Origin of the sequence: Specibacter sp. RAF43 (genome assembly GCF_052114065.1) — a bacterium.
GTDB lineage: Bacteria > Actinomycetota > Actinomycetes > Actinomycetales > Micrococcaceae > Specibacter.
The window spans coordinates 1-3,432 of record NZ_JBFREA010000055.1; the positions used below are offsets into that span (position 1 = coordinate 1).

The window sequence follows — 3,432 nt, forward strand, 5'->3', positions numbered from 1 at the left end:
GGCCTGTTCAGCCTCCTGGACCTGCTCAAGGCCGGCGGACTCGAGGAGGCGCCGGCGTTTGTCTCCGACGCCCTCGCCGCCGTCACCCGGCTGCTCACCGAGGCGCAGCGGCTGCGGACGGCCCTCCAGGACGCCCAGGCGCGCCTCGCCCGGGAGGTCACCTTGGCCGCGCACGACGGCGCGCGGGCCATTGCCCAGCACGCCAAGGACGAGCTCGACGCCCGCATCGGCCCGCTGGAGACCCGCCTGGACGCGCTCATCGGCGCCGTCCGGGGACTGCCCGGCAACCCGGAGAGCGTGAGCGCCGCCGCCGTCGCCCTCGCCGGCGAGCTGCCGCCGCTGCTGGGGGCCGTCGGGGCCCCCGGCGTGCCCGCCGCCGTCCGCTCGGCGCTGGCGAAGCCCGCCCAGACGCTAGCGACGCTCACCGACATCGCCAAGGACGCCGACGGGCTCGCCCGGCTGCTGCGCGGCGCCGCCGGCGGACAGGTCACCGCGCGGATGCAGTGGCGCCCGGCCATCACCGCGTGGGGACTGCCGCCGACCGCCCCCAACATCTTTGCGCCCCGGCAGGAGCACGCCCTGCGCCTGGACGTCGAGGTCCGGGCGTCGGCGAGCGCACCGCCGGCCGTCGACATCCTGGCGGAGATCATCGACTTCGACCTCAACCTCATCGGCGACGGCCCCGCCGCCCTGATGAAGCTGATGTTCCGGCGCGTGGGCTTCCACGCCGGTTCGGCCGGCAAGCCCGAGGTCGACGTCGTGTTCGGGGGCATCGGCTTCCTCGGCCCGCTGTCCTTCGTTGACCGGCTGCGCGAGCTCATCCCGTTCGACGGGTTCTCCGACCCGCCCCACGTCGACGTCGCCCCGGACGGGGTGCGGGCCGGCTTCGACCTCACCCTGCCCAACGTGTCCGTGGGCGTGTTCAGCCTGGAGAACATCGCGCTCGGGGCCGACGCCCACATCCCGTTCCTGGGCGAGGCGATGACCGTCGGCTTCCACTTTTGCGCCAAGGACGCACCGTTCCGGCTCACCGTCATGTGCATCGGCGGCGRCGGCTGGCTGGTGTTGCGCGCCTCGCCCAAGGGGCTGGTGCTGCTGGAGCTCGGGCTCGAGGCGTGCGCGTGCCTGTCGGTGGACCTCGGCGTGGCCTCCGGCTCCGTGTCCATCGCCGTGGGCGTCTACCTGCGCCTGGAAGCCGCCCGGGGAATGCTGGCCGCGTACTTCCGGATTCGCGGGGAGGTCGACGTGCTGGGCCTGGTCAGCGCCTCGATCACCCTGGAGCTCTCGCTCATCTACCAGTTCGAGACCGGCAAGCTCGTCGGCCGCGCCTCGCTGGTGGTCGAGGTCGAGGTGCTGTTCTTCTCCGCCTCCGTGGAGATCACCGTCGAGCGCAGGCTGGCCGGCTCCAAGGGGGATCCGACGATGTACCAGCTCATGCCGCCGGAGGACGACGGCAGGAACGCCGACTGGGCCCTGTACTGTGACGCGTTCGCGCCCGTGCCGGCCTGAGAAAAGGGGGACCCGATGCCCACCACCGTCCTGGCGACAGCGCTGCCATATTCGCTGGCCGACGACGCCCCGTTCCACCTCACCATCTTTTTCACGCACAAGCTGGTGGGCGGGGGCACGCAGCTGGCCGACTATCCGGCCGCCGCCGACTGGGTGGGCACGCTGGCCGGGTGCACGCTGCGCCTGACGACGTCGCTGGAGGCGAACGCCGCCCTGGCGCTGCGCGTCGTTTCCGCCGCCGACGCCGCCTCCTGGACGGCCGTGCTGCCGCCGTCCACGCTGGTGGCCGCCTTTCCGACACCGGTGCTCTCCGGGGAGACGTGGCGCACCAACCCCGCCAGCCGCATGAGCGACCACGCCATCGACCTGCACCTGGCGGCGATCACCGCGGCGCCCGGGCACCGGCCCGGGCTGGCCGGCGACCCGGTGGCCGGCGGCCTGCTGGAGACCCTGGCCAGCCTCGACGAGGGCGGGCCGCTGCGGCGGCTGCTCGAGGACGCCGGACGCCGGGCCCGCCGTGCCCTGCAGCTGCCGGCGCAGCGGCTCCGCGATGCGCTGACGACCATCGGCCCGCTGACCGAGCCCGACGAGACGGACCCCGAGCGCGGGCACGGCCGCGAGATCCCCCCGCTGCCGCCCTACCAGTCCGAAAGCGTCGAGGACCCCTCCCCGGTGCAGGTGCTGCTGGATGACCCCGACGCCGACACCCGGGTGACCGGGCGGCTCGACGCGCTCCTCGGGCAGGACCTCTCGGCCGATCCGCAGCTGCAGCTGATCGTCGACGCCCATGCCATGCGCCGGTACTACGAGCGGCCCGAGCAGCCGGCGCAGCAGCCGCGCACCGAGCCGGAGCCGGACGCCCCGCCAACGCCGCGCCCGGCCCGGCCCGAGCACGACTTCCACGCCAAGGTCGCCTCCTTCGGCGCCACCCCCGCGCTGCTGCGCCGGCTGGGGCTGGCGGTCGACGTCGTGCTGGACGGCGTCGACGCCGCCGGGGCGCGCGCCGCACTCGCCGGGGCGGCATGGGTCAGCGTGAGCGTCACCTCCGCGCACCCCGACCTCCAGGTGCTCCCGCCGCGGCGCACCCGGGCCGTGGTGAACGGCCCGGTCTTCACCGCCGCGTCCAGCGCCGCGTGGGTGGGCGGCGCGCTGCCCCTGGGCAACGACGAGTGGGTGGTCCTCGACGCCGACCCGGACGCGTCCGGGCTCAAGCTCGACCAGCACGCGCGCAACCTCGCCCGCCAATACGCCGGCGAGGCCAACGGCGACCCCGCCACGTCGGCGCCGGGCACGCTGCGCGCCACCGGCTTCGCCATCGCCCGGCGCGGCCGGGCCGCCCAGGTGCGCGGGCGCGTGCAGGCGGCCGAGACCCTCGCGGACGACGGCGCGCGCGAGCTGCTTCTCGATGACGTGGTGCGCGGGATCCGGCTGGAAGTGTGGGACGACGCGAGCAAGGAGTGGCACAGCCTGCACCGGCGCCGCGTGAGCGTGACGGGGGAGCCGGGCGGGGTGCCGGTGCTCCGGGACGCGGCCGACGTCGGGTTCCTGCAGCTCTCCGCGCTCAACAAGGCGCCCGGGGACACTACGGTGGGCTACTACCTGCACGAAGTGGTGGCCGGCTGGGACGGCTGGAGCCTGTCCGCGCCGCGGCCCGGCCGCACGATCGTCCACGTCGAGCCGCCCGGGCCCGACGGCGCCACGGAGACCGTCGTGGTGACCCCGCCGGATCCGCCGATCGACGGCGCGCACATCATCTCCCGGGTCGAGCCGGGGTCGTTGCCGCGGCTGCGGTACGGCATGTCCTACAGCTTCCGGGTGCTCGCCGTGGACCTCGCCGGCAACTCCGTCCCGCAGCGCCCGCGGCGGCGGCCGCCGGTGGCCCCGGACGCGACCGCGCTCGGCGCGGCCCGCACGCACCTGGAC

At 75.1% G+C, this 3,432-nt stretch carries 2 protein-coding genes; both read left to right on the forward strand.

Annotated features, from left to right (window positions below; translation table 11 throughout):
- Nucleotides 1-1,509 (forward strand): hypothetical protein (locus tag AB4Y80_RS16820; RefSeq protein WP_442215482.1); only part of this gene is annotated, 1,509 nt, incomplete at its 5' end.
- Between the two features lie 15 nt (nucleotides 1,510-1,524).
- The coding region (locus tag AB4Y80_RS16825) for a hypothetical protein (protein ID WP_442215483.1) at nucleotides 1,525-3,432 on the forward strand (1,908 nt) is incomplete at its 3' end.